Source organism: Lacticaseibacillus manihotivorans DSM 13343 = JCM 12514, from assembly GCF_001435035.1.
Classification (GTDB): domain Bacteria; phylum Bacillota; class Bacilli; order Lactobacillales; family Lactobacillaceae; genus Lacticaseibacillus; species Lacticaseibacillus manihotivorans.
On record NZ_AZEU01000134.1, the window covers coordinates 13,861 to 38,713 of the forward strand.

A 24,853-nucleotide genomic window follows, 5' to 3' on the forward strand; every position below is an offset into this window, starting at 1 on the left:
CTGATAGAGGTGTTTAACCACGAATTATTAGCCTGCAGTTCGTTAATCATCACTAAAAAATGAGGTCAAGATTTTGGATCAAGCAAGTATTCAAGCAAAATTTCAGGTTCAAAACAAATCCGTCAAGAAATTCCTGAAGCAGAAATAGAATTACACGCACTCCAAGCAGCTGTTGCAGAACAACTCAGTCCGCCAGAAATGATTGCAACCTTGCAGGAGATGGTTGATTACTTTGCTGATAGCGTGCATTTGGACTATCATCTCTTAACGCGACTACTTGATCTTTGGTCGGCGGTACAGGAAGCCCAAATGCAGGCGTTAATGACACGCGGCACCATTGTTCAGGCGGCAGAGTATCTGATCGGTGTGCACGCATTGGCAGATTGGGTGATGCGCAATAGCGATGATGATGGTGAAGTTCCAATCGTTGTCGATGAGTCGCAAGCGATGGTTGAGTGGATTAATCGTGAAGCGTTAAAATCAGCAGACGTCTATCGTGTGGCGGTGTTTGAACAATATGTTGCAGGCTTGAAGTATTCTCTGGAAGATGGCTTTACGCCGGAATTTTGGCTGAAACAAATGATTGCCATTGCTCAGACATCTCAGGAACTCACTACCATTGAGTATGGTATCGACAAGACCGGCCGTGATTTATTGGCAATCAAACGACAACTGCAAGCACGTCGAGAGGCATTGAGATAAAAGGAGCGGCAATATTGACCCAAGCACAAATCAAGCAATTGAAAACCAAGCTCAACAAAGTGACCAAGCAAAGCTTGATTGAGCAGTTGGTGCAGTTGGCCATTCAAGATGAAACTTGTTATCTCGCATTAAGTCGAAAAATCAGCGTAAAGCAATCAAAACCTACCCAACGAAGCGTCTCTGCCAATCAGTGCAGACAGCTATTGGAATTTGTGGAGGACTGGTCGCAAGGCAATATCGATGAGCAGGATTTCGACAATGCGCAATATTTGCTTGGTGAGATTGTGCGTCCGGTGAAATTCAATGCCAAAATTGTCCCAGCACAGATGGTCGCACCTACCTTGATCATTGCTTTGGCGACTACAGTGTTGGCGGATTATCCCGATGATGTGGAAGAAACCCTGATCAACGAAGCGCAAGAAATGATTGATCAAGTTTTTGCATTGAATTTAACGACCAGTCAGGCCTGCAACCAGATTTTTGGATATTTTGGCAGGAAAACAGTTACCTGCTAAGCTGGCCGTTGGGGTTGGATTTCCTGTTGCGCAGTCATGCGACCTTCAGTGATGCGCAAATCTCAATTCTTGAAGATGCCGCAATCAAGTATACCAACCGCAATGCGATTGTCGATTGTTGGCCGAGTCCAGCTGACAGCTTGACACTTTTTCATGCTCAATTGTTAGTGGCATTTCGTGAATTCAAAACTGCATTGGCATTTTGCGAACAACATTTTAACAACCTGGACATTCAAGACCTTTGCTTGACGATCCTCCAGCGAACTCATGATCTTGAGGCCATCAAAAGTCTGGCGCCAAAAGCGAACACAGAGCAATGGCGTCTGTTCAAGGAAAACAACGGGGATGTATGATTCAAATTGACGTACCGATTGTTTAGGAAAAATATCACTGATTTATTTCAATAGCTGCAAAGGAGCTCGAATGACCCAAGCCGTAATCTTAGACGTGACGATTGAAGCTCATCAGCCGTTAACCTGGCGACGCTTGGCAGTGTCCGCGACAATCACGTATCCACAGTTGAATCATCTGATTCAAGTCGCCTTTGGGTGGTATGATGAGCCGTTATACCTGTTTCGTCCGGCTTGGAACTCACCGTTAAGTTATGAAAATGTGAAGAGCAAACCATTTCCAGGAGATGCTGAAGATGGCACAGATATCCAGATTTTGCCTGGCTAAAACAAGGAACGATCCAATATAGCCTTGATTTTGGCAACGATTTGAACCATCAAATCCAACTTGTTGCCACCCAAGAAGTTTCTAAGCCCTTGCCGCGCTGCTTAGCAGGACAAGGAAATGGCTTTGATGAAGACAGTCAACTGCAGCGACCTGGAAAATTTGATTTGACGATCACCAATGCTGAAGTCGTCAACGCCTTTAAATCCGAAACCGAGCTCCTAAATGAAATTCAATCCAAGTATGTATGGCATACACCCAGGGGCTTTTTGAAACAGTTGGCACTTTTTGAACACTCGGCACAACGGGCTGATTTTTCGAGATCGTCCAGTCGTGTGATCAATCTTTATCTCCGTAGTTTTGTCGCGATGATGCAAGGTCTGCCGGTAAGGCAATGGACGAAAGTGAGAATTGAAGCAGGCGTTTCAGCCATTTGCACAGTTTTGGTAGACGACCCTGACTCATTACGACTCATGTTGAAGATTATCGGTGATTTTTTGATCGTGATGGTATTAGACCATCAATTGCCGTCCAAGGTGACAATTGATGAAGTTGACGGTGTCATGCGGCAAGCGCTCATTGAATATGACCAAGTTACTGATGAATGAGCTTTGGATGAAGTTGGCCACACCAAGGAATATCTGGCTGAGAGATATTTGAAGAGTTCAAGCTGGAAGATGTTATTAAGGTGCAATATATTAGTTTGCCGCCATTAATACATGGAATGCCTTGTGAAAAGCGGTCATACTTGAATTGCATATACAGGAACACTTTCAGGTTGAAAGACTATCGGATCGCTTTGAATATTCACTGTAATAACCGATGACGCCACCAATTTCGGTCACCAACAGCCCGCCGCCTTGCCATTTTCAGCAAGTCAGCGGGCTGTTCCTATTTCACCAAAGAATGTTTAACCGCGGTTGCCCCATCCAAACTACTGCCAAACACAAAGAACCGCTGATACAAGAACTCAGTGATCCCATTGCAGGCCAAGTTGATGATGGTCGCCAAATAGTCATTCATCCCACTAGCTGTCGCCCAATCGCCAAACCAGGCAGACAAAGGGGTAAACACGGCGTAGTAGGCGGCGACTTTCAGCATCGCGCGAGGAATGTTGCCATTGGAGCGAAAGGTGAAATGCCGGTTCAATGTGAAATTCCACAACACCGACAATACCAGTGCAATCAAGTAACGCGGGGCATATGCCAGTGAAGTGAACGTGCTCAACACCGTAAAGCTGCCCATTTCAATCACGGCCGCCGAGCTGGCACAGCCGAAATACTTCAATGTGCGACGAAATTCTTGCATGGCAGAAGCCCTCCTTAGTGTACCGCGGCCACCGTTTTGACCAAGCTGGCTGCTTCAGTCAACGCCGCATCCAAGCGTTTCAACACATCTTCGGCGCAAGCCTTGGTCATTAGCAAATTTGGCTTGAACTGCAATACTGATTGGTCGAAGTCTGCCATCATGCACCAAACGCCGTGATGGAGCATCGCCTGCATCAACGCCTGGCCACCAAGGGGATGCGCCGTTTTCAAGCCCATGATCACCCCGCATTGCCGGATCTCGACCAAAAAGTCGGCATGGCGGGCTTGCAACCGACGCAACCCTGAGGCAAACACATCCGTCAACATGTCGCGGTTGTCCAGGGTCGTTTTCCGGGCGAGAATGTCCAAGACTTTAGCCGCCACGATGCAGCCTAGTTCGGTACCGTTGAATGAACTGGTGTAAGCAAAGCCGTCTTGTTGCATCCAGGCCGCCGCGCGCTCATTCATGATCACCGCGGACATCGGGTAATAGCCGCCGGACAAGCCTTTGCCGCAGACGATCATGTCAGGCGTGGCGCCGAAGTGCTCACAAGCCCACATCGAGCCGGAGCGCTGCATCCCGGTTTGCACTTCATCGGCAATATACAAAGCGCCGTATTTATGCGCGAGGTATTCAACGGCTTGATGGTAGCCGTCAATCGGCATCGGAAACCCGGCGGTGGCGGGCAAGGTTTCAATTAGCACGGCGGCGACGTCATTGCCTTGCAAGGCGATTTCCAAGGCGTTCAAGTCGTTGTACGGGATATGCGTGTTCAACTCAGGATCTGGTGGCATGTTGAAAAAGTTGGCAATGGTCGGGTTACCCGCGGCCATCGCCAAGCCTGTCGACCCGTGAAAGGCGATATCTAAGCTGATGATGCGGCGTTTTTTCGTGGCAAAACGCGCAAACTTGATCGCAGCATCGATTGCTTCGCCGCCACCATTGAGCGTGAAGACGTAACGCATCGATTCAGGGGACACCGCGAGCAATTTTTCATTCAAAGTATTTTTATATTCAGAGGGGAAATAATGATTCCCGGCGTCAACGAGATCAGCGCCATGTTGCAAAGCCGCGCGGACTTCGGGGTTGCGGTGGCCTAAGTTGAACACGCCGCCGTTGGAATGCATATTGATGAAGCGATGGCCGGACAAATCTTTGAAATACGAGCCACTGCGCTCGCCAATGACCAATTCACCCCCGAGTTCGTGAATCGTTTTGACCCGGTCGGGGTTCCACAGTTTAGCCGCTTCTTCGTAAATTTCATGAGCAGATTTCATAAGGTGACCTCCTTGGTCGACATCACAGTTTCGTTCAACGGATGTTCGCGGCAATAGCGCTTGGCTAACCCCGCCGTACCAGTGGCGTAAAAGGCGAGCACTTCAGGCGTCAAACTTTGTGATTCACCAGCGCCTGCCATCACATGGCCCATTCGTGACAACAAACTTTGCAACATCCCGACGCGCCGTAGCATGATAAAGGTCCAGACCATTTTGCGGTCGGCGTCAGTCAGCGGACGAATGGTTTCATAGCCGGTCAACAGTTCGCGGACTACTTCGGTCAAGTCCCCGCGGTGTTCCATCAAGGCGACGACGCTGGCGATGTCGTACATGTAATAGCCCATCCCGCAATCGTCAAAATCTAAAATGGTTAACTCGTCGTGGTTTTGCAGCAAGTTGGCGGCGCGTAGATCAGAATGGATCATGCCATAAGTCGAGGCGTTGCGATCATAATGTTGCAAATGCTCATGACATAACGCCACGGCCTCATCAATAGTCGCCAACGCTTTGGTATTCAGCCAGTCCGGGGCATGATAATCGGCGCCGTAGAAGTTATTGTGTTTGCCGATCGTCCCGGCAAAATCCCAAGTCATGCGTTTAAAATCAGCCGGATATTGCCAGTGTGTTGCTGCCTTGTGTAAGGTGGCACAGACTTGGCCGATCGTGCGATAGAGTTGACGGTCTTCGGCGGTCATTTTGGTCGGGCGATAACGACTGACATGCAGTTGCACAGTGGCGGCTAGCCGAAATACCAGCAAGGTGAGCGCTTTTGGGAAAGCAGAAATCACTTTGATCACCCCGCCGATATCGGCATTGCCATCGGAACTGTCCACCGGCGATTCACCTTGAACGAATTGGAAACAGACGACGAAGCGACGTTCACTCAGTTCTGGTGTATCGATGGCTTCAATCAACTGGCCGCTTGGAGTGGGAATCGGCGTTTCGACTTTGAGATTAGTGTGTGCTCGCAAGTGGGCCAACCATTCCAATTCAGTATGAATGGAATCTCGGCTGGTGTAAGCCAGGCGGTGCACACGCATTACCATCGTTGGTTTTTCTGGTGTGGTGACGAGAAAGGTCGCGTTTTCGGTGTAATTCAACAACTTCAAGTGACTATTTGCCGGATAGCCCCAGCGTGTCAGTGCCCGGTGTGCCACCGTCGTCAAGTGCGCCAGTTGTTCGTCAAAAGTTAAATCTGCAAATACTTTCGTGATCATCAAAACCGCTCCTTTCAAAACCTTCGTGGTTATGGTGATCAATATAAGCGGATTTTTCGTGAATAAAAGTAATTTTGATAGGAAAGATAACATCGATGCTGAAAAATTCGAAATTTCGTAGTTAAAGAAGAAAAATGAGTGTTTAATAATCTGACACGTGCAGGAACGACAAATCAATCAACCGACATCGTCCAGCTGTATAAAAACGTTCGAAACTTGATTGGCATGTAATTGAGGATCCGAAAGCTGTGTAAGCAATCATGACATGGAGATGGTGGATCAGTGTGCACGCCTGTTTTGAAGCACTTTCAACATTTCGTCTCCAATCGGTAAAGAATGGCTTGACAAACATTCCTATCACTTACATAATGTAAGCATACTTAGAGGAGAGCGAGGGAGACATGATGACAAAGAAAATCGGATTTTTGAGTTTCGGTTTTTGGCAACCTGAGCATTCAGTGGTGAAAACCGCCAAGCAAAGCTACGAGGAATCGGTCCAACTGGCGGTTGAAGCCGAAAAGCTTGGCGTGGACGGCGCGTGGTTTCGGGTGCACCATTTTGCAGATCAAATCGGGACGCCATATCCACTGATGGCGGCGATTGCGGCGAAAACCAGCAAAATCGAAATCGGCACTGGGTTAGTCGATATGCGTTATGAAAATCCATTTATGATGGCTGAAAATGTCATGAGCACCGACATTTTGGCGCAATCACGGATTCAAATGGGCGTGGGCCGAGGTTCTCCGGAACAAGTTAAAGATGGGTGGCGCTATTGGGGCTATGATTATACCGAAGAGGAAATGAAAGACATCGCCCGGGCGCGTGGCTTGAAGTTCTTGGACTTGCTGAAAGGTGAGCGCTTCGCTGAACCAAATCCACAGCCGATGTTCCCACAAGGCCCAGGGTTGCGGCGTCTTGAACCATTCTCACCAACGATGCAACAGCGTGTGTGGTGGGGCGCGGGTTCGCAAGCGACAGCGATTTGGGCGGCAGAGCATGGCATGAATTTGATGTCGTCGACGCTAGTGAACTATGAAACCAATGAGCCATTCCATGTGCAACAAGCCAATCAGTTGCGCGCCTTTAAAGATGCTTGGAAGAAAGCTGGGCACGACTTTGAGCCGCGGACTTTGGTCACTCGTTCGATCATGCCGATCGTTAACGACTTGGATCGCCAGCTGTTCGCCGAGAATTCACAACCACAAGACGCGGTCGGTTACTTGGCTTATCACCAAAACCCAACAATATTTGGGAAAATGTATGTCGATGAACCCGATAAGTTGATTGACGAGCTCAAAGAAGATACCGCGATTCAAGAAGCTGATACGGTGTTGATCACCGTGCCATCGACGCTTGGGGTCGACTATAACGCCCACATCCTCAAGGTGATTATGGAAGATGTTGCGCCAGGTCTTGGCTGGAAATAATTACCCGCAAAAAGACGATGCTTACGCCGCTAACTGCAGTGACGTGACATCGCCTTTTTTGCATGGCTTCGAAATTTGCGTTAAACTATCACCTATACCAATTTTTAGACCCTTAGACTACAGGAGGATTTTTTGGAAGAATAGAATAGACCATACAAACGGTTTTATAAGCACGCACCGCTCTCTTGGGTGCATCTCAAAATTTATTTAGCGATCATCTTAGGGCAATTTGTTTGCGGTTATGCGATTCAAATTTCTGGGACGGCGATCACTGCGGCACAAAAAGTGATGCCGATTTCCGACTTTTGGATCGGGTTGATCGGGGCTGGGACCTTGATCGGACTGGCTGGCAGTTTATTCGTCGGCAAACTCTCGGATCGCATTGGGCGCAGGCGGCTGTTATTAGTCAATATGTATATTTTAGTGGCAGTATCCTTGTTACAATTATTGACGAGTAATTTAGTGTTGACCTTCATGCTCAGAGTAGTCGTCGGCTTAATGGTGGCGGTGGATTATACTGCCGGCAACACGCTATTGATCGAATGGCTCCCGTCAAAAGTGGCTGGCCGCGTGTAAAGTCGATTGGTGATTTATTGGACCATCGGCTTTATCGCCGCCAGTGTGATTGGCCCGCTTTTCACCAATTGGCAAGTGATGATGGCATCTCCCGCGGTTTTTGCGTTGATCACCGCGATTTTTCGCTCCGTGGTGAAACTGCCGACGTCGCCGAGCTGGCTGGTCAACCAAGGCAAGCCCAAAGCCGCCCAACATGTGATCAATAAAAATCTCGGGCACAAGTGGGGCTTATTCAAACAGCAACAAGTTGATGCCCAAACGACGAATGAATCGTTTCAATGGACTGTGGTTTTCTCCAAAAAATACTTACGTCAAACCGCGGTGGGTGGCGTGTTCTATGCGTCACAATCGTTCACTTTTTTCGGGATCAGTATTTTTTTGCCGATTTTAGTCAAAGGCATGGGCATCGGGGATGCGTCAACCGTGAATTATTTATATAACGGTGCGATGATGGTTGGGATCTTGCTTGGCATTGTGGTGTTTAATCACGTATCCCGCTGACAATTTCTGGTCGCTGATTTCGGGCTGGCAGGCATCGCATTGTTACTGTTAGCTTTTGGTAAAAGTTTGCCAGCCGTCATTTCCTTAACCTTATTCGGCGTGTTTGCGGTAATTTTATCGGCAGGGTTAGTTGCGGATTATCCTTACACCAGCGAATTATTTGATTCGGCTGTGCGCGGGACTGGTGTGGGGATGGTGGTCACCTTTAGTCGCATCGGGGCGGCGGCCGGGACGTTCTTGTTGCCGATCATCACCAACGCCTTCCACGTGCAAACAGCAATGGGCATTTGCGGCGTAATCTTAGTGTTTGCCGCCAGCTTTTGTTTCGGGGTGGCACCGGAAACCTCACCGAAAATTTTGCATGACCGACAGCTTCAAAAAGTATAAAAAAATACCGACCCAGTTCGATCGGTATGAAAAAGGCATCCGCCACTTGTAGAAGCAGCTACAAGCAGCGAATGCCTTTTTGATTTAAAAGCTACCCGCGCACGAGCGCATCAAAAGCACTTAGCGCAGCAGTGGCGCCACTGCCCATGGCGATCACGATTTGCTTGTAAGCAGAATCGGTGCAATCGCCGGCAGCGAAAACATTCTTCATGTTGGTAGCGCCGAACTTATCCACGACGATTTCGCCATGATCAGAAAGTTTCAACGTATCCCCAAGCCATTCGGTATTTGGCACTAGTCCAATTTGCACAAACACGCCATCGACAGGCAAAGTGGAAGCAGATCCAGTAGCGCGATCCGTATAGGTCAAAGCGTTCACGCGCCCATCGCCGATGACTTCGGTGGTTTGCGCATTGGCGATCAAGTCGACATTGTTCAAGCTGCGGGCTTTAGCGACTAACACGGCATCTGCTGAGATTTTCGGCGCGAATTCCAAAACGGTCACATGCTTGGCGATCCCAGCTAAATCGATCGCCGCTTCAATGCCAGAATTCCCGCCGCCGACCACGGCGACTGCTTTGTCTTTATACAGTGGGCCATCGCAATGCGGGCAATAGGCAACGCCTTTGTTTTTGAACTCGGCTTCGCCAGGCACATTGAGATTCCGCCAGTGTGCACCAGTCGCGACGATCACGGTTTTGGCATGTAGTTGCGCACCACCGAGCAAGTCGACGCGCACCGGAGAGCCGGCGACCAGACCATTGACCGTTTGGCCAGACAAAATCGTGACATGGTATTTGGTCAGTTGCGCTTGAATGTTTTGCATCAAGTTTTCACCGACAATATAATCGGTGCCTGGCACATTTTCAATGCCGACGGTTTCCAACGGTTGCCCGCCAAAATGATCAGCCACCACTGCGACGGCTAACCCTTTGCGCGCGGCATAAATCGCTGAAGCGCCAGCTGCCGGGCCGCCGCCGATGATCAACACATCGTAAACACGGTCCTTTTGGGCGGCAGTGACAGCAACAGGACCATGGTGGCCAGCAATTTTAGCCAGCAGCGCATTGAGATCTGCGCGCCCATTGTGCCATTCTTTGCCATTGAGATAAACGGTCGGCACCGCCATGATATCGTGGGCTTCGGTTTCGGCTTGAAACATCCCGCCTTCGATCATGGTGTGGGTGACGTTAGGGTTGAGCACACTGATGATATCCAACGCTTGCACGACGTCAGGGCAGTTGTGACAACTGAGGCTGGCATAAGTTTCAAAATGTAGCGGCTGGTCGATGGCGTCGATAGCTTGTTGTTGTTCAGGCGTGATCTTTGGCGCGTGGCCAGAAACTTGTAACAAGGCCAACACGAAGGATTCAAACTCATGCCCAAGTGGCACGCCGGCAAATTCGATCCCAGATGCTGGATGGCCGGCGCGGTCGATGGTAAAACTTGGCTGACGCTTTAACGACGCTTTTTCCACCGATAACCGTGAATCAAGCCCAGCAACGGTTTCGACAAACTCGCGTACTTTTTGGCCGTTGGCATCGTCGCCTGCATCAAGCCGGAACACGACGGGATCGACTAAGTATTGGAAATAGGCTTTGAGTTGTTGTTGTAATTCGGCTGTCAGCATTAGAGCTTACCTACGAGGTCCAAGCCTGGGGTCAAAGTCTTTTCGCCTTGCTTCCACTTAGCCGGGCACACTTCGCCAGGATGGGATTCCACGTATTGGCCAGCTTTGATGCGGTCGATATATTCCACCGCGTTGCGGCCGATGCCATCCGCGTTGATCTCCATGGATTGCACCACGCCGTTGTCATCGAGAATGAAGGTCCCACGTTGGGCGAGCCCGGCGTCTTCATCTAACACGTCAAACATGCGGGCGAGTTGATGGCTCGGGTCGCCGATCATGGCATATTGCAGTTTGCCCACGGCTTCTGATTCGTCATGCCAAGCCTTGTGAACAAAATGGGTATCTTCAGACACGGAATATACTTCCACGCCTAAGCTTTGCAAGGTCTCATATTGATCTTGCAGATCTTCTAGTTCTGTTGGGCAAACAAATGAAAAGTCTGCAGGGTAAAACATCACAACGCTCCAGTGACCTTTCAAGTCGTCGTCCGTGATGGTGGTAAATTCTCCTTTAAGATAGGCTTCTGCTTTGAATGGTTCGATTCCTTTTCCTACTAAACTCATTGTGAATATCCTCCTTAGATTTGACTACGCCTCTAGCATACATTGTAATCATTCTAAATCAACCCTTGACTTTTTGCAGCAAATTAAAACCGCTTGCGGGAGTAGGGCTGCAGGCGGTAAACTTTTTTGAATCATTCTAATTTAAATAATTTAAGGCGGCAGTGCCGACAGCTTGCGCGGCGATCAACAAGGCGCGTTCATCCATGAAAAAGTCTGGACTGTGATGGGGGTGGTCCAACCCGTCGTCTTTGGCGCAACCGATATACAAGAACGCGGCAGGCAAGCTTTGGGCAAAATACGCGAAATCTTCAGAAGGGTCTTGCGGCCCGCAGTCGAACACTTTAGCCACACCAGCTTGTTTGATCTAGCCTGTCAGCTAAGCAAACCCAGAAATTTATTCCTGGGAAGAATTAGCACTTAGACAGGCCGTTTTTGTTTTTTAAATTTTAAATTCGAACTTGTGTTTGTTATAGTGGAATCAACAAATTCAAGGAGACTTCATTATGGCTGAGCCCTGGGTACAGGAAAAACGCAGCCGTTCCAAGACGTTTGCGTTCACTGAAAAGTTGAAAGTCACATTGTCATGCGAACAAATCCTCCAACATGAGCGCGCCTTATTGGTTCAAGATCAGTTATTTAATTATTCGTTGAATTATATGTACAAGACTTAAGGGCGTAAGCATATCGACCGAAGCATTCCGACTGGTATCAATCGGCACAAGCTGATCAATCGCATCATTAAGCTGTTTTTGAGTGAGAAGTATCAGCTTAAACGTTGGAACGCCAAAGTCTTGTTCCTGTCCTTGCACAACGCTCAACTTTTTCTCCAAACGCTGATTGTCAACTTCGCTGAATATAGAAATTATTACGGGCAGGATCCAAGTGGTCAGACAAAATCAAGTTTCAATACAAACAAAACATCATCAGAGACAAACACGGCAAGCACAAGAACCCACACCATAACAGTTGGTATAAACGCGGACATCTTCGTTTCAATTTAAAATCAAAGACCCGAGCCGTCGAAATTCAAAAAAACACTTCGATTCAAATTCTTTCGGCACATGTGATCAAAGTGCCAAACTTTGGACTTCTTCGCTTGCATAAGAATGCGAATGAATATGACTTTTCAGACGTTAAGATCATCAAGCTCAAGCGCAAAGGTGAGGTACCTATCAATTTCAAATCGTGCATGTCCAACCAAAGGCCAAAGCTAACGTTCAATCAGAACCAGCTATTGGCATCGATTGGAACATGACCAATAACGTCGCCTATCATGATTCTGATAACAAACAATATCAACTTTCACCAGAAGTGATTGCCAAAGCAGACGGATATGAAGATCAAATTAACAAGCTGAGGCGTAAACGCAGTATGATGCATGGCAGTGCCAAGTACATCACCAAGAAGATTCAAAAGCTTTCTGCCAAGCGGGCACAACCGTTAAATGAAGCTTATCGCAAGATCGCCATTGAACTGGTTGACCCAATTGAAGTCTTGGTTATGAAGAAAATCGGTGCTAAGGATATGCGTAAGTCTACGGGTAAGGCCAAGAATCGCAAGCTGGCTTTGTTAAAACCTTACGAGGCCAAACAAGTGATTCAAAACCGAGCTTTCAAGCAAGGTGTCACAGTAGTAGAAGTCGATGCCTATAAAACGAGTCAAGTTGAATATGGCACCGAGCTCATCGACAAGCATCCATTATCTCAACGTGAATGGATCAGTCCAATTACAGGTAAAAGTCATTGACCGAGATTACAACGCGGCTAAAAATATTCTGGACTGGGGCTTACATCCAACTCGTCACATCAAGGTGAAAATCTTTCCTAAAGTCACCGCCGTTATGGTTAGTTCGATTATTTAATTAGAAGTAATTGTCGCTTCAGCCAATAGGGAGAATAGAACAACGTCCTCCGACCAGTACGGAAACTAGGGATACGCTGGCCGCAAAGTAAACAAAGACCTCATCACGAGCGTATACCGTTGACCTACAGGTAGAAATATTTGTGGCAAAACACGGTCGTTGTGGTGAGAGTTCGGGCCACCCTAATGGCCTTGTAGAGATCATGAGTACTTCTTATGACTTGCAGTTTACGATGTTTTCAAGAGAGATCTTGGAAACTCGGGAATTTATTCCCGAGTAGTTCATCAGTTTATTCTTTTTTTCGGCGGTAGACCAATGGTGACGACGAGGGGACACTCTTATAACCAAAAGCTTGCACTTTTGTGACAAAAACATTTGACAGCGTATTCATCTTTGCCTATACTGAAACCAGTTACAATGTTATCGCTAAGCGTTTCAGGCGAGCACGAGTAACATGCATACGGAAATCGATAAGGTGTTATCAAGCAATTGAGCATGACTTATCTACACGCCAACGTGTGGATGAGTCTATTTTTTTGAAGGAGGGATCGACTGTGCAGATCAAACGCGTGTTAAACAACAACACTTGCATCGCTATCAACCACGATGGCGTTTCGGTGTTGTTGATGGGCCCAGGCATTGCCTTTGGTAAAAAGCGTGGCCAAGCTGTCGACATGGCTAAAGTCGAAAAAACCTTCTTCTTAAAAGATCAGGCCACCATGAACAAATTCACGGATTTGGTCATCGATGTGCCGCTTCAAGAAGTCGATGCGTCAGAGCGGGTGATCAACTACGCGAAGATCAAGTTAGGCAAACAGCTTAACGAGAATATATACGTGAACTTGACTGATCACTTGCATATGGCGATCAAGCGATTCAAAGAAGAAGGCATCAGCTTGTCGAATCCTTTGAAGTGGGACATCGCCAGATTTTATCCCGATGAATTTGCGGTTGGGAAAAAGGCGGTCGCCGTGGTCAAAGACGCTTTTGATGTCGACCTTGGCGATGATGAAGCGGCGTTTATCGCGGTGCACTTCATCAACGCTGAAGCCGGCACTGATGCCGAACAGAACTTGGCGATTGGGGTGACCACGATTGTCAAAGAAGTGGAAGATTTGGTGAAAGCTTACTTCCACACTGAATTTGACGAACAGTCGCTGAATTATTACCGCTTCATCACCCATTTGAAATTTTTTGCCCAGCGCATTTTACTAGGTAAACATTACGAAGATGATGAAGATGGCGACTTGTTGAAAACTGTGCAAGTGCGCTATGCCAAACCATATGCTTGTACCTTAGAGATCCGCAAATTTATTCAAAATAAGTACCAATTCGAAATCAACAATTCTGAGCTATTATACCTAACCGTGCATATCAACCGGTTAGTGCGCAACTTATAGGGTGTTATCGGGCAACCGAGCATGACCTAATTCCTGCAGCCTACGCAGGAGTTAGGTCTTTTTTGTTAAAAGGAGAGCAATTATGAGTACAAAAGATTCTGCCAAGCAGATCTACGACGCGGTTGGCGGCGAAAAAAATATCAACTACTTGACCCATTGTGTCACGCGCTTGCGGTTTCGCTTAAATGACGAAGGCCAAGTTGATGACGCCAAAGTGAAAGCAATCCCAGGCGTCATGGGGATCAACCATCAAAATGGCCAATATCAAGTGATCATCGGCAATGCGGTTTCTGATTACTATGCTGAAGTGATCAAACAAGGGAACTTTCCAACTGACGACAGCACCACCGACGCTGCCCCAGTTCAGAAATCTGGTAACTTATTTGATCAATTCGCCAACTTTATCAGTGCCTGCATGTCACCATTAATTCCTGCTTTGATCGGCGGCGGCATGATCAAAGTCGTGTTGATCTTGTTGACGACTTTAGGTTGGATGAGCACTAAAGGTCAAAACTACACCATTCTCAGTGCTTTTGGGGATGCGCCATTTTACTTTTTGCCCATTGTATTAGCCATCACGGCGTCCAAATATCATAAAGTTAACTCGATCCTTGGCGTCACCATCGCTGGGATCATGATCCACCCGAACTTCACCGCGTTAGTCACTGCGGCAAAACCCGTCCACTTAATGGGCTTGCCAGTGACCTTAGCGACTTATTCCAGTTCCGTTATCCCGATTTTGTTAGTGATCTGGGCGATGAAGTATATTGAACAAGCCATCGACAAACTTTGCCCGGCGAACTTGAAGAGTATTTTGAAGCCAACAGTTGAGATCTTTGTCATGGGTGTTTTAGCCTTAGTGGTCATCGGCCCGATCGGGACTTACTGTGGGGATGGCTTATCCTGGTTAGTCTTATTCATTCAAAAGTATGCTTCTTGGGTCGCGGTTGCCTTAATGGCTGCTTTCATGCCGTTGATCGTCATGACTGGGATGCACTGGGCCTTTGCCCCGATTTTCTTGGCAGCCAGTGTTGCCACCCCTGATTCATTGATCTTACCTGCCATGTTAGCCGCGAACGTTGCGCAAGGGGCTGCTTGCTTGGCCGTTGCCTTAAAGACTAAGAACAAAACCACCCGTCAAGTGGCTTCTGCCGCTTCGATTTCTGCCTTTTTAGCTGGGGTGACTGAACCAGCTTTGTATGGGGTCACCTTGAAGTATCGCAAGCCACTGTATGCGGTCATGATTTCCAGTGGTTTATGTGGGTTATTCATGGGGATCGTGCATTTGAAGGCCTTCGCCTTTGCCGTTCCAGCTTTATTAGCTTTGCCACAATTTGCCAACAACGCCATGCCACAAAACATCATCAACGCGATCATCGTCGCGGTTGCTTCCACGATTTTGACCTTTATCTTAACTTGGGTCTTCGGCTTTGATGATGACGTGCCTGCCACTGCCACCGCTAACGACGCCAAAGTCACTCCAACGATGACCAATGTTGATGCCGGTGGGAAAAGCACTAAGAAAGTTTATGCCCCAGTCAAAGGCGAATTGATCAACATTGAAAGTGTTGGTGATCCCACCTTTGCTCAGAAAATGATGGGCGATGGCGCGGCGATCTTACCAGAAGACACCCACTTCTATGCCCCATTTGATGGGACTGTCGAAACTGTCTTTCCAACGAAGCATGCCATCGGCTTAAAGAGTGATGACGGGGTTGAATTGTTGATCCATGTCGGGTTAGATACCGTTGAACTCAAAGGCCAACACTTCACCAATCATGTTGAACAAGGCCAAAAAGTCAAGCAAGGGGACTTGTTGCTTGAAGCTGATTTGGATGCCATTAAACAAGCCGGCTATGACACCACGACCGTCTTAGTGGTCACCAACACCAAAGACTTTGTCGATGTCGTGCAAAACGAAGCCACCACGGTCGACAACAACACTGTGGCGTTATACGTGATTTAATTTGAAGGAGGACCTTGCATGCAAAAATTTCCTGAAGGCTTTTTATGGGGCGGCGCTACTGCTGCCAACCAATTAGAAGGCGGCTATCGCCAAGGCGGCAAAGGCTTATCGATCGCTGATGCGTTGCCAGGCGGACCTGAACGCTTCAACATCGTAGATGAGCCTGACTTTGATTGGACCATCGACGAAAGCAAATATCGCTACCCTAACCATGAAGGCATTGATTTTTATCATCACTACAAAGAAGACATTGCGCTGTTTGCGGAAATGGGTTTTAAATGCTATCGCTTTTCGATTGCCTGGTCGCGGATCTTCCCGCAAGGCGATGAAACTGAGCCAAATGAGGCAGGGTTGAAGTTCTATGATGCGGTGATCGCAGAATGTTTGAAATATGGCATTGAACCGGTCATCACCTCAGCCATTACGAACTGCCATTGAACTTGGTGAAAACCTATGGCGGCTGGAAAAATCGGCAATTGATCGCCTTTTTTGAACGCTATGCCCGCGTTGTGTTGACGCGTTACGCCGACAAGGTGAAATATTGGATGACCTTTAACGAAATCAATTCGGCGTTGCACTTTCCAGTGATGAGCCAAGGTTTAGTCGCGTCAAATGGTGGCAACGAGATGCAAAATCGTTACCAAGCATGGCATAACCAATTCGTCGCTGGTGCCAAAGCCGTCGCCATCGCCCATCAGTTGCGCTCTGATTTGCAAATCGGTTGCATGTTGTTATATGCGACGACTTATGCTTATGATGCCAATCCTGAAAATCAACTGGCAGCGTTAAAGGAAAATCAAGCGATGAATCATTTCTGTGGGGATGTGCAAGTGCGCGGTGAGTATCCGCTGTACACCGAATCTTTGATGAATCATTACGGCTTTTCCTTTAAAGACTTGGACACTAAGCCTGAAGACTTCAAGGTGTTAGCGGCAAACCCTGTGGATTACATCGGTTTTTCTTATTACATGTCCACTGCGGTCAACGTCACTGACAAGCGTTTGGCAACGGCGAATGGCAATTTAGTCGGTGGGGTTAAAAATCCGTTTCTTGAAGCCAGTGACTGGGGTTGGCAAATCGATCCCGCGGGTTTGCGCATCGCGTTAAACGAACTGGCTAACCGCTACAACAAACCAGTTTTTGTCGTTGAAAATGGTCTTGGCGCTAAAGACGTTCCTGATGCCAACCACTTTGTTCAAGATGATTATCGCATCAACTATCTGCGTGCCCATATCGAAGCCATTCGTGGTGCGATTGCTGATGGGGTGCCAGTGATGGGTTACACGCCTTGGGGCTGCATCGATTTAGTCAGTGCTTCTACTGGGCAAATGTCGAAACGCTATGGATTCATCTATGTCGATCTCGACGATGAAGGTCATGGCACGATGAAACGCTACAAGAAAGCATCGTTTGATTGGTACAAGCAAGTGATTGCTTCAAACGGTGAACAACTTTAAATTCACACCCGTTTATGACTGGACGCGTTTCGGGTGGATTAAAAGCATCTTCAATGAAGAAGGTGCTTTTTTCGTGTGCCGATAAATCGTACTTTTACTGCTTCCATGATAAAATAAAGTCATCTGAATCGATTGATTGAATAAAGGAGTCGCTATGACTGAAGCCTTGATCTTAAAAATTACCCTTGAACACCGCAAACCCCTGACTTGGCGGCGGATTGCCGTACCCACGAACACCACATACGCGCAATTGCATCTGATCATTCAAGCGGCGTTTGCGTGGGACAATTACCATATGTACGGTTTTTATCCGGCGTGGAATCGCGAGTTGACTTACGAAGACACCAGCGCAGATCCATACGCTGAAGGCATTGATGCCACAACGGCAGAAATTTTACCTGACTTGCAACAAGGCACTGTGCAATACACTTATGACTTTGGTGAGTCATGGGATCATCGCATTCAACTCGAAGAAAGTCGCGACGTTGCGCGGCCTTTGCCAATTTGTTTAGCCGGGCGCGGCGCCGGATTTTATGAAGACGGCTTAGGGGAACGCGAAGAAGCTTTTGACCTTGATGCGGTGAACCAAAACCTCCAAGAGGCTTCAATGCCGGATGAACAAATGGTCGCCGGCGCCTCGACACATCTCGATTCAGTCGTCACTCAAGATTTATCCAAGCAGCTCGCTTTATTTGAACACTCATCGCAACGCGCGGAAATGTCGGAAGTGCCCAGCGATGCACTGAGTGTTTATGTGCGGACGTTTGTGATGATGATGCAAGACTTGCCGGTGAAACAATGGACCAAAGCCAAACTCAAACAAGGCTTAGAACTTTTAGTGACGCGATTGGATGACGATCCTGATTCTCAACGCACGATGCTGATCATTGTCGGTGACTTCATTCACGTGATGGTCGAAAATCATCAGTTGGCCAAAGGAATGACACCTAACCAAGTCGATGATTTAATGGGCCAGGTCATCGTTGAAAATGGCTTGATGCCAGACGATGAGGACTGGGATGATTTGGAAGATCCCCACAATCGCGCCGAAGAAACTATGTGGCGCGTCCTCGATGATTATTATGGCCCTTTGCTTGATCAGTTCTACCAAAGTCCTGAATTCAAACGCCTCAAAATCTCCTCAAAAGGCGGCGCGGTCGATGACTTGATGCTTGATTTCGTCGCCACGATGTATCGCGCGTCTCAACAAGTGATCGATAATTGGCAACCCCAGCTGGTGACGCGGGTGATGTCAAACAACTATGCGCAACAAGCTGGGGTCAACGCTGAAGGCGCTCGAGTGTTACCAACTTTGTTGAGCGGGTTTACTAAATTCCTACAAGGTCGCGACGAAATTCCCGCTAACCAAGCTGAAGCGTTGATCTCAGCATTCCAAGCCAATGCGCCGATCTTGTTGAAGCAAGAAAAACATCCCATTGATGATGCCGAATATTTCGATTTTCCCGAAGCTGATGACGACTGGGAGGATGACGACGACTGGGATGAAGCAGAGGATTGGGAAGAAGATGCTGAGCTCGACCATGCTCGCCTCACTGCGATCATTGACCACGAATATGGGGAGCGGTTTTCCGAATTCTTCCAAAGCAAACAATGGTTGAAAATTGATTACCACGATCAAGCTAAAGCAAAGAGCTTGATCGCCAGTTTCATTGGGGATATGATCTCGCAAAATAGTGCGTTGATCAATGATTGGCAACCGGTTGAATTGACTGAGATGATGCTTGATTTCTACCCGGCCCATGTGGTGATGAGTGATGCCGAAATGTCGACAATGTGTGAGTTGCTGGCAGGCTTTGTTGACTTTTTGCACCAACGCAAAGCCATTGCTGCTAAACCGGCTAACCGCATCATCAAAACCATCCGCAATAACGCCCAACACATGATCGAACTCAACGGCGATTCAGAAATGTGGGGCCCTGGCAAAGAATTTGCGTTGAAAATGCAAGCGGCTGGTGTCGATATGAGTGATCAAGCTGCCGTTGATGCCTTCGTTGCGCAGCAACACGGTGGTCCGGTCTCGGTGACGCATCAACATGTCAACGAGTATGACGGTCGCAAATGGCGCCAAGCCACTGCCACTCGGGTCCATCGCGAAGTCGCCGAATTAATGGAAGAAGCCCATCACACGACGGCTGATATCAGCATCGCCGTTGAATTTGCCGACGAAGTTTATGCGCAATTTCTTTTGACGCCGTTGAAGTGGACGGAAAATGTGGTGGCGACAGTGTGGCAACAACAATTAACGCAACTGACCCACCAAGAACGCCTTGTGCACGCTGAAGCAATCGCCAATCACATCACAGCGTTAGGTGATTTACGCTCAACGTCAAAGAAACAAGCGCAACGTTTGATCGATGCGATGCAACAAACCACCGGCAAGTCGGAAAAAATTGTGGCTTTTAAACCACGCCAATAAGATGTTCCCGAAGCGTTTTAGCAGCTGCCGGAACGCTTTTGTCGTGGTATCAGACTTTCGCCTGAGTCAAAAATCCCGCTTTGGTCGCGGGCACATGGCTCACTAACTTGCTATCCTATGGGTGTATAAAAGGAGGAGTTATCATGGGATTGCATAAATCATTAGACAACCGTGTGTTTGCCGGGGTATGCGGCGGTATCGCTGAAAGTTTGAACGTCGATGCGATTTGGATACGCCTGTTATTTGTTTTCGGTGGTGGGCTATTGTTTTGGGTTTACTTAGCATTATGGTTGGCTTTACCAGAATAAATCAGAAAAGACTTGCTGAGCGTTCGGCGCTGGGCAAGTCTTTTACATTTTGATTGTGAGGATTTCTGACCCATTTCATTGCGCGCAGCCAACGCTTGGGCGTATGATAAATACGACACCTTACAAAGGAGACTTTCAATCAACATGCGCCCATTACAACAAGAAATCATCAGTGCCTTACACGTGCAACCAACCATCGACCCTAAAGCTGAGATCCGTCGCAGCGTCGACTTTCTGAAAAGTTATCTCACCCATTACAGCGGTTTAAAAACTTTAGTCCTTGGCATTTCCGGTGGCCAAGATTCCACTTTAGCCGGTAAGCTTGCCGAAATCGCCGTGACTGAATTACGCAAAGAAACTGGCGATGACGATTACAAATTCATCGCTGTTCGTTTGCCTTACGGTGAACAAGCGGATGAAGCTGATGCCATGGCGGCTATCGACTTCATGCAAGCTGACGTCACCACGCGCGTGAACATCAAGCCATCCGTTGACGCGATGGTGCAAGCCGTTGAAGCCAATGACTTAACCGTTACCGACTTCAACAAAGGCAACATTAAAGCGCGCGCACGTATGATTGCCCAATATGCCATTGCCGGCGCTCAAGCAGGCGTGGTCATCGGCACTGACCATGCGGCTGAAGCCATCACTGGTTTTTACACCAAGTTCGGCGACGGTGGGGCGGATGTGACCCCACTGTGGCGCTTGAACAAACGCCAAGGTGCAAGTTTGCTCAAAGAACTCGGCGCCCCAGCGCATTTGTATGAGAAAGCCCCAACTGCCGATCTTGAAGAAGATCGTCCAGCCTTACCTGATGAAGTTGCATTAGGCGTTTCTTATCGCAATATCGACGACTACTTGGAAGGCAAGGACATCGATACCCAAGCCGCTGAAAAAATCGAAGCCTGGTATCAACGTTCTGCCCATAAGCGGCATTTGCCCATTACAGTATTTGACGACTTTTGGAAAGCATAAGTAATTATTTGAATATAGCTTGCAACTTCACTGCCAACTCCGGTATACTAAAGTTGTCACATAAGGGAGTAACTAGCGGCGCATCTGTCGCGGCAACGTCACCAACAAGTTATAGCTGGTGTTGCCTTAATTAGTGAGACTTATGAACTGCGCGCGCAGTTTGTAAGCCTCATTTTTTTTACCAAACACAAGGAGGATCCCCAATTGACCAAACCCGAATACGCGCAAACGATTCAAGAAACTTTAACCGCGACGCAAACGCAAGCTGACAGCGGCTTAACCACCGCCGAAGCCAAACAGCGCCTCGAACAAAATGGCCCTAACGCCTTAGCCTCAGCCAAAAAGAAATCGATGTTGCGGCGCTTTGCCGATCAATTCAAAGATTTCATGATTATTGTGCTATTAGTCGCCGCTTTAGTGGCAGGCCTGGTGGTGCATGAATGGGCCGATGCTGGGATCATTTTAGCCGTGGTGATTTTAAACGCGATTTTCGGCGTGTTCCAAGAATCTAAAGCCGAAGAAGCCATCGACGCTTTGGCCAAAATGGCGACGCCTGACGCCCATGTGCGCCGCGATGGCAATGTGGTGACCATTCCAAGCACGGAACTGGTGGTCGGCGACATCGTGTTGATCGAAGCCGGGGATGTGGTGCCAGCGGACTTGCGCTTGATCGAATCCGCCAACTTGAAAATCGAAGAATCCGCCTTGACTGGGGAATCTGTGCCAGTTGAAAAAAATGTGGAAACCTTGCAAGGGGATAACGTCGGCATCGGTGACCGCGCGAACATGGGCTTTATGAACACCAACATCACCTATGGTCGCGGTGTCGGCGTTGTGGTAGCCACAGGCATGCAAACGCAAGTCGGCCAAATTGCGACCATGATCAACACGGCTAAAGAAACTACCACGCCTTTGCAAGATAACTTGAAGGCGTTAGGCAAAACCTTGACGATCATGATCTTAGTGATCGCAGCAATCGTGTTTGGCGTGGGGATCTGGCGTCAAGCTGCTAGTGTCCCAGAAATGTTTTTAACCGCCATTTCCTTGGCGGTGGCGGCGATTCCTGAAGGCTTACCTGCCATTGTCACGATTATTTTGGCATTGGGCACGCAGAAAATGGCCAAGCGCAATGCTTTGGTCCGCAAATTGCCAGCTGTGGAAACTTTAGGCTCAACGGAAATCATCGCTTCGGATAAAACCGGGACCCTCACCCAAAACAAAATGACCGTTGAAAAAGTCTACTATGACGGTCAACTCCATGATGCCAAAGACGGCATCGCCGGTGGGAACTTGTTGATGACGGTGATGAATTTCGCCAACGATACGCAAATTCAACCTGATGGCACGATGCTTGGGGACCCAACAGAAACTGCTTTGGTGGCCTATGGTCAAAAACAACATTTTGATCTCGATGCTGAACTGGCCCAAATGCCTCGTGTGGCTGAAGTGCCCTTTGATTCTGAACGAAAACTGATGACCACGATTCACCAATTGCCTAATGGTCGCTACTTGGTGGCCACTAAAGGGGCGCCGGATCAATTGTTGAAGCGCGCCTTCCAACTGGCTTTTGGTGATCATGCCAATGCCATGACCGAAGGCAATCGCCAAGATATATTAAATACTAACAAAGAACTTGCCACTCAAGCTTTGCGGGTGTTGGGGATGGCATACAAAGTCATTGATACGATCCCGGCAACAGTGGACAGCGATTCCGTCGAACATGATTTGATTTTCGCTGGGTTAGTCGGGATGATCGACCCTGAACGGCCAGAAGTTCAAGCTGCCGTCGCTGAAGCCAAAGCTGCTGGGGTCCGCCCGATGATGATCACTGGGGATCATCAAGATACTGCCGAAGCGATCGCCGGGCGGCTTGGGATCATTGAACCAGGTGATGACGCGGCAGTGATCACCGGTGCGCAACTCGATGAACAATCTGATGACGAATTCTCTGACAATGTGGAAAAATATTCGGTATACGCCCGGGTGGCGCCAGAACACAAAGTCCGCATCGTCAACGCTTGGCAGAAAAAAGGCAAAGTCGTGGCGATGACTGGGGACGGCGTCAACGATGCCCCAGCTTTAAAAGCCGCTGATATCGGCATCGGCATGGGGATCACTGGGACAGAAGTGTCCAAAGGAGCTTCTGACATGGTCTTAGCCGATGATAACTTTGCGACCATCGTGACTGCCGTTGAAGAGGGGCGTAAAGTTTTCGCCAACATTCAAAAGTCGATCCAATACTTGTTATCCGCCAACCTTGGTGAAGTGTTGACCTTGTTTATGATGACGATGCTTGGCTGGGACATTTTAGCGCCAGTGCATATCTTGTGGATCAACTTGGTGACCGATACCTTCCCAGCGATTGCCTTAGGGGTCGAACCCACAGAACCTGGCATCATGAAGCAAAAACCGCGCGGCCGCAAGTCGAATTTCTTCTCTGGCGGCGTCGGTCCTGCAGTGATTTGGCAAGGCTTGCTTGAAGGTGGGCTGACATTAGGTGTGTACTTTGTGGCCATCACTTGGCCGGTGCATGCCACCAACGCCGCGATTCATGCAGATGCGTTGACCATGGCTTATGCGACCCTTGGGTTGATCCAATTGTTCCATGCCTTCAACGTGAAGTCGGTGCATCAAAGCTTGTTTACAGTCGGCTTGTTCCGCAACCGCGCGTTCAACTGGGCAATTTTGGCTAGCTTCTTATTATTGGCGGTCACGATTTTAGTCCCAGGCTTCAACGGTTTGTTCCATGTGACTAGTCTCGCATTATCCCAATGGGGCGTGGTGCTTGGTGCCGGGTTCTTGATCATTGTGATCGTGGAAATCGTGAAGTTTGTCCAACGTAAAGTGGCCAAATAATTATTGACATGTCATACCGTGATGTGACACAATATTATCACGCTTTAAGGAGGGCTGACTCCTCACAATTAATCCGATACTGATCTAGGACTTAAGAGCCTATGGATGATAGCATCAAAATAAACTGCCTTGATTCGAATTAATAGTCAAGCAGTGGGGACACCAGGATAAATCTGAGTTACGCGCGTCATGGAATTCCCCGTTTTCGTTAGGGGATTTTCCTTTGGTTCGTAGATGGCGGACATCTCAAAAATCAGCGTAGTCCAGCAGCGATGCTGGGCTTTTTTGATACCTACGCCCAAACGTGTCACGCAAACGTTTTTCTGTTAGAATGGACGAGATAACAATTGGAGGAATGATCATGGCTAAAATGAACAAAACTCAAATGAAATTAATGCATTATGCACAACTGATCAACTTGATCATGGATGACACCGAAGCGGAACAAGATCAAATGAGTCCTAAGTTTGACGCCTTGAAGCAAGCCCTACTTGATGGTACGATGGGTGAATTTGACACCGATACTTATGCCAAAACCATTGCCAGTTTCCAAGACGGCACCGACCACTATGCCGGCATGTTGGAAAAGCTGCAAGCTGCTAAGGTGCCAGCCAAGTTGATGGGTAACCACAAGTTGTTGACTCAGGCCTTTGCCGATTTTCAAAAAGGGTGCCAAGATATGGTCGACTCGTTGCATGATAGCCCTGCGCAATTTGATGAAAGTGCCTTTTCCATGGCTGAGGCTGATCAAGATGCCGCATCCAGTCGGTTGATGAAATACATCCAAAAGATCTCCGCGATGATGGGGTAAGGAG

20 protein-coding genes and 3 pseudogenes are annotated in these 24,853 nt (G+C 48.1%); 17 read left to right on the forward strand and 6 right to left on the reverse strand.

Annotated elements, in window-relative coordinates; translation table 11 throughout:
* Window positions 1–198: 198 nt before the first annotated feature.
* The 5 genes from FD01_RS07570 to FD01_RS07590 all read left to right on the forward strand — a co-directional run bounded on the left by FD01_RS07570 (window position 199) and on the right by FD01_RS07590 (window position 2,500).
* Window positions 199–702 (forward strand): hypothetical protein, encoded by a 504-nt coding sequence (locus tag FD01_RS07570; RefSeq protein WP_156647287.1) that lies wholly within the window; start codon window positions 199–201, stop codon window positions 700–702.
* A 14-nt stretch (window positions 703–716) separates the two neighbouring features.
* Window positions 717–1,217, forward strand: a complete 501-nt coding sequence (locus FD01_RS07575) for a hypothetical protein (protein ID WP_054714039.1) — start codon at window positions 717–719, stop codon at window positions 1,215–1,217.
* Between the two features lie 14 nt (window positions 1,218–1,231).
* Window positions 1,232–1,570 (forward strand): hypothetical protein, encoded by a 339-nt coding sequence (locus FD01_RS07580; protein ID WP_054714036.1) that lies wholly within the window; start codon window positions 1,232–1,234, stop codon window positions 1,568–1,570.
* A 70-nt stretch (window positions 1,571–1,640) separates the two neighbouring features.
* Window positions 1,641–1,895, forward strand: coding sequence for an IS1096 element passenger TnpR family protein (locus tag FD01_RS07585; protein ID WP_056963540.1), 255 nt, complete (start codon window positions 1,641–1,643; stop codon window positions 1,893–1,895).
* 41 nt (window positions 1,896–1,936) lie between these two features.
* Entirely contained in the window at window positions 1,937–2,500 is a 564-nt protein-coding gene (locus FD01_RS07590; RefSeq protein ID WP_054714029.1) for a hypothetical protein, read from the forward strand.
* A 283-nt stretch (window positions 2,501–2,783) separates the two neighbouring features.
* On the opposite strand, the gene FD01_RS07595 is transcribed toward FD01_RS07590, so the two are convergent.
* From FD01_RS07595 to FD01_RS07605, 3 genes are read right to left on the reverse strand one after another with little or no spacing between them, the layout of a single operon-like run.
* On the reverse strand, window positions 2,784–3,200 hold the full coding sequence (locus FD01_RS07595) for a GtrA family protein (protein WP_056963542.1): 417 nt from the start codon (window positions 3,198–3,200) through the stop codon (window positions 2,784–2,786).
* Between the two features lie 14 nt (window positions 3,201–3,214).
* Complete coding sequence (locus FD01_RS07600) at window positions 3,215–4,477, reverse strand: class-III pyridoxal-phosphate-dependent aminotransferase (RefSeq protein ID WP_056963544.1); 1,263 nt, start codon at window positions 4,475–4,477, stop codon at window positions 3,215–3,217.
* A complete protein-coding gene (locus FD01_RS07605) occupies window positions 4,474–5,694 on the reverse strand; it encodes a phosphotransferase enzyme family protein (RefSeq protein WP_056963546.1) in 1,221 nt (406 codons plus the stop codon). The genes FD01_RS07600 and FD01_RS07605 overlap by 4 nt, the downstream gene beginning before the upstream one ends.
* Window positions 5,695–6,095: 401 nt before the next feature.
* On the opposite strand from FD01_RS07605, the gene FD01_RS07610 reads away from it, so the two are divergent.
* Window positions 6,096–7,121: an LLM class flavin-dependent oxidoreductase gene (locus FD01_RS07610; RefSeq protein ID WP_225436228.1), complete on the forward strand. Its 1,026-nt coding sequence runs from the start codon at window positions 6,096–6,098 to the stop codon at window positions 7,119–7,121.
* Window positions 7,122–7,310: 189 nt separating this feature from the next.
* Window positions 7,311–8,585, forward strand: a pseudogene (locus FD01_RS07615) (MFS transporter).
* A 91-nt stretch (window positions 8,586–8,676) separates the two neighbouring features.
* Here the strand turns inward: FD01_RS07615 and ahpF are convergent.
* From ahpF to FD01_RS07630, 3 genes and pseudogenes are all read right to left on the reverse strand, one after another.
* On the reverse strand, window positions 8,677–10,215 hold the full coding sequence (gene ahpF, locus FD01_RS07620) for an alkyl hydroperoxide reductase subunit F (RefSeq protein WP_054714008.1): 1,539 nt from the start codon (window positions 10,213–10,215) through the stop codon (window positions 8,677–8,679).
* Complete coding sequence (gene ahpC, locus FD01_RS07625; protein ID WP_054714005.1) at window positions 10,215–10,778, reverse strand: alkyl hydroperoxide reductase subunit C; 564 nt, start codon at window positions 10,776–10,778, stop codon at window positions 10,215–10,217. Before ahpC ends, ahpF begins: the two co-directional genes overlap by 1 nt.
* A 136-nt stretch (window positions 10,779–10,914) precedes the next feature.
* A pseudogene (locus FD01_RS07630) lies at window positions 10,915–11,112 on the reverse strand (amidohydrolase); the annotation flags it as partial.
* Between the two features lie 169 nt (window positions 11,113–11,281).
* Between FD01_RS07630 and FD01_RS16080 the strand changes: the two are divergent.
* From FD01_RS16080 to FD01_RS07670, 10 genes and pseudogenes are all read left to right on the forward strand, one after another.
* Entirely contained in the window at window positions 11,282–11,449 is a 168-nt protein-coding gene (locus FD01_RS16080; RefSeq protein ID WP_156647288.1) for a hypothetical protein, read from the forward strand.
* Between the two features lie 514 nt (window positions 11,450–11,963).
* Window positions 11,964–12,524, forward strand: coding sequence for a transposase (locus tag FD01_RS07635; protein ID WP_054713999.1), 561 nt, complete (start codon window positions 11,964–11,966; stop codon window positions 12,522–12,524).
* A 669-nt stretch (window positions 12,525–13,193) separates the two neighbouring features.
* A complete protein-coding gene (licT, locus tag FD01_RS07640) occupies window positions 13,194–14,039 on the forward strand; it encodes a BglG family transcription antiterminator LicT (RefSeq protein ID WP_056963547.1) in 846 nt (281 codons plus the stop codon).
* A gap of 82 nt (window positions 14,040–14,121) precedes the next feature.
* Window positions 14,122–16,005 carry a beta-glucoside-specific PTS transporter subunit IIABC gene (locus FD01_RS07645; protein ID WP_056963549.1) on the forward strand — a complete coding sequence of 628 codons (1,884 nt, stop codon included), beginning with the start codon at window positions 14,122–14,124 and terminating at the stop codon, window positions 16,003–16,005.
* An 18-nt stretch (window positions 16,006–16,023) separates the two neighbouring features.
* Window positions 16,024–17,462 (forward strand): annotated as a pseudogene (locus FD01_RS07650) (glycoside hydrolase family 1 protein).
* Between the two features lie 154 nt (window positions 17,463–17,616).
* Window positions 17,617–19,899: a plasmid pRiA4b ORF-3 family protein gene (locus FD01_RS07655; protein WP_056963551.1), complete on the forward strand. Its 2,283-nt coding sequence runs from the start codon at window positions 17,617–17,619 to the stop codon at window positions 19,897–19,899.
* A 143-nt stretch (window positions 19,900–20,042) separates the two neighbouring features.
* The gene (locus FD01_RS15710; RefSeq protein WP_082611765.1) at window positions 20,043–20,207 is read left to right on the forward strand and encodes a PspC domain-containing protein; all 165 of its coding nucleotides are present in this window, start codon (window positions 20,043–20,045) and stop codon (window positions 20,205–20,207) included.
* Window positions 20,208–20,351: 144 nt separating this feature from the next.
* A complete protein-coding gene (nadE, locus tag FD01_RS07660) occupies window positions 20,352–21,182 on the forward strand; it encodes an ammonia-dependent NAD(+) synthetase (protein WP_056963553.1) in 831 nt (276 codons plus the stop codon).
* Between the two features lie 204 nt (window positions 21,183–21,386).
* The gene (locus tag FD01_RS07665; RefSeq protein ID WP_056963555.1) at window positions 21,387–24,038 is read left to right on the forward strand and encodes a cation-translocating P-type ATPase; all 2,652 of its coding nucleotides are present in this window, start codon (window positions 21,387–21,389) and stop codon (window positions 24,036–24,038) included.
* Between the two features lie 361 nt (window positions 24,039–24,399).
* Window positions 24,400–24,849: a hypothetical protein gene (locus FD01_RS07670; RefSeq protein ID WP_054713980.1), complete on the forward strand. Its 450-nt coding sequence runs from the start codon at window positions 24,400–24,402 to the stop codon at window positions 24,847–24,849.
* Window positions 24,850–24,853 lie beyond the last annotated feature (4 nt).

Coding starts and splice junctions, on each gene's coding strand:
- FD01_RS07655 (WP_056963551.1), top strand. CDS start 17,617: ATGACTGAAGCCTTGATCTTAAAAATTACCCTTGAACACCGCAAACCC.
- ahpF (WP_054714008.1), bottom strand. CDS start 10,215: ATGCTGACAGCCGAATTACAACAACAACTCAAAGCCTATTTCCAATAC.
- FD01_RS07585 (WP_056963540.1), top strand. CDS start 1,641: ATGACCCAAGCCGTAATCTTAGACGTGACGATTGAAGCTCATCAGCCG.
- FD01_RS07670 (WP_054713980.1), top strand. CDS start 24,400: ATGGCTAAAATGAACAAAACTCAAATGAAATTAATGCATTATGCACAA.
- ahpC (WP_054714005.1), bottom strand. CDS start 10,778: ATGAGTTTAGTAGGAAAAGGAATCGAACCATTCAAAGCAGAAGCCTAT.
- FD01_RS07595 (WP_056963542.1), bottom strand. CDS start 3,200: ATGCAAGAATTTCGTCGCACATTGAAGTATTTCGGCTGTGCCAGCTCG.
- FD01_RS07600 (WP_056963544.1), bottom strand. CDS start 4,477: ATGAAATCTGCTCATGAAATTTACGAAGAAGCGGCTAAACTGTGGAAC.
- FD01_RS07645 (WP_056963549.1), top strand. CDS start 14,122: ATGAGTACAAAAGATTCTGCCAAGCAGATCTACGACGCGGTTGGCGGC.
- FD01_RS07610 (WP_225436228.1), top strand. CDS start 6,096: ATGATGACAAAGAAAATCGGATTTTTGAGTTTCGGTTTTTGGCAACCT.
- FD01_RS07605 (WP_056963546.1), bottom strand. CDS start 5,694: ATGATCACGAAAGTATTTGCAGATTTAACTTTTGACGAACAACTGGCG.
- nadE (WP_056963553.1), top strand. CDS start 20,352: ATGCGCCCATTACAACAAGAAATCATCAGTGCCTTACACGTGCAACCA.
- FD01_RS15710 (WP_082611765.1), top strand. CDS start 20,043: ATGGGATTGCATAAATCATTAGACAACCGTGTGTTTGCCGGGGTATGC.
- FD01_RS07570 (WP_156647287.1), top strand. CDS start 199: ATGATTGCAACCTTGCAGGAGATGGTTGATTACTTTGCTGATAGCGTG.
- FD01_RS16080 (WP_156647288.1), top strand. CDS start 11,282: ATGGCTGAGCCCTGGGTACAGGAAAAACGCAGCCGTTCCAAGACGTTT.